Raw genomic sequence first — 1,811 nt, forward strand, 5'->3', positions numbered from 1 at the left:
GGTCGCGGGGCGCGTGAGCACGACCGCGGCGGCGCCGGCGTCGAGGGCGGCGGCGGCAAAGTCGTTGCCGTCGACGCGCTCGCCGGGAAAGCAGACGAAGAGCCCGCCCTCGACCACGGCGCGAGAGTCGGTCGTGACGCCGCGCAGGGGGATGGAGGGGCTGCCGCAAAGGAGCGTCGCGCCCGTCGCGCGGCACAGCTCGCTGACGGTGGTCTCAAGCATGGTCGTTGGCCTTCCTTTCCTGCCTACGCGTCGGGCGGTATGCCCAGATCGGCAAGTGACGCACCCATGATAGACGAGAAGAGCACGGCGGCGGAGCTCTGCGCGAGGTAGGGCGTGCCGTTGAGCCCCACGTAGACGAGAACCTTGGCGTCGGCGGCGGGGGCGAAGCCTATGAGGGACGAGACGTAGCTCGCAGCCGCGTAGCCGCCCGACTCGTCCGCCTGCTCGCCCGTGCCGGTCTTGCCTGCCACGTCATACCCCTTGACCTGGGCCGAAGTTGCGGTGCCCTCCTGCACGACCGTGCGCATCATGTCGGTCACCTGGTCTGCCGTCTCCTTTGACACGGCGGTGCCGGGGCTGTCCCAGGCGACCTTCTCGCCCCCCTTGCTGACGAGGAAGTGAGGCGTCTCGAGCGTCCCGTCGTTGGCGAGGGCGCCGACGGCCTTGACCATCTGCATCATGGGAAAGGCGAGCGACTGGCCGAAGGACATGGCGCCCACGCTCGCCCCGTCATACTCGTCACGCGCCTTCACGATGCCCGCCGCCTCGCCCGGAAAGTCGACGCCGCTTGGCTGCCCTATGCCAAACTTCGAGATGCCGGCGGCAAAGTTGTCGGCCCCGATGGTCCCCTGCGCGATCAGGGAGGTGCCCGCGTTGGACGAGCGGCGCAGCACCTCGCGGACGGTCATGTCCATCGTGTAGTCGCGACCGTCGTCATCCCTGACGTAGTCGTCACCGACCTTGGTCCTGGCCGGCACCGAGTAGCGGGTGTCGGGGGTGATGAGCCCGTCGTCGATGCCGACGGCCATGGTGATCAGCTTGAAGATCGACCCGGGCTCGAAGGAGGACGAGACGGGCTTGAGGCTGAGCGCCCCCTCCTCGATGGTCGAGGTGTCCGTGATCGCAAGCAGGGGCGTCGAGCAGGCCGCCAGGATCTCGCCGGTCGCGGGGTCCGTCACGACCACCGAGCCGGACGCGGCCTTGTACGTGGAGACGCCGCTCCTGATGACCCGCTCGGAGACCTCCTGGATGTCGATGTCGAGCGAGATGACGATGTCGGTGCCGCGCTTGGCCTCAATGACCTGGCTGGCGCCCCCCGCGACGGGCGTGCCGTCCTGGCCCACCTCCATGGTCATCGTGCCGTCGGTGCCCGCGAGCACGTCGTTGTAATAGAGCTCCAGGCCCGAGAGGCCGTCGCCGTCCGTGCCGACGACGCCCAGGACCTGCCCGCCCACGTCGCCGTGGGGATATTGGCGCTTGCTGTCGGGAAGGTAGTAGACGCCCCTCACGTTGGCCGCGGACAAGTCCTCCTTGAGCCTCTCGACCTTGTCCTTGTCAACCTTGCGCCTCACGTAGGAGAAGCTCGCGTCGGCCGAGAGGCTCGCGACATAGGACGACGCGTCCCCTCCCAGGTCAGCCGCCAGGACGCGGGCGGCGGCGGTGACGTCCTCGATCTCGCGGGGGTTGCAGTAGACGGTGGTGCAGTCCACGCTGATGGCGAGGACGTTGCCGTTGCGATCATAGATGGTGCCGCGCCTGGCCTCGATGGCCACCTCGTTGGAGCTGAGGCTCGCGGCGGCGGCCTTCAG

2 protein-coding genes are annotated in these 1,811 nt (G+C 68.6%); both read right to left on the reverse strand.

The features are described 5' to 3' along the window. A partial coding sequence (locus BN3001_RS00060; protein WP_058269805.1) for a Mur ligase domain-containing protein occupies positions 1-222 on the reverse strand: 222 nt, incomplete at its 3' end. A 23-nt stretch (positions 223-245) separates the two neighbouring features. Beyond that, positions 246-1,811 (reverse strand): peptidoglycan D,D-transpeptidase FtsI family protein (locus BN3001_RS00065; protein ID WP_058269806.1); only part of this gene is annotated, 1,566 nt, incomplete at its 5' end.

The sequence above is a fragment of the Olsenella massiliensis genome (assembly GCF_001457795.1).
Lineage (GTDB): Bacteria > Actinomycetota > Coriobacteriia > Coriobacteriales > Atopobiaceae > Olsenella_F > Olsenella_F massiliensis.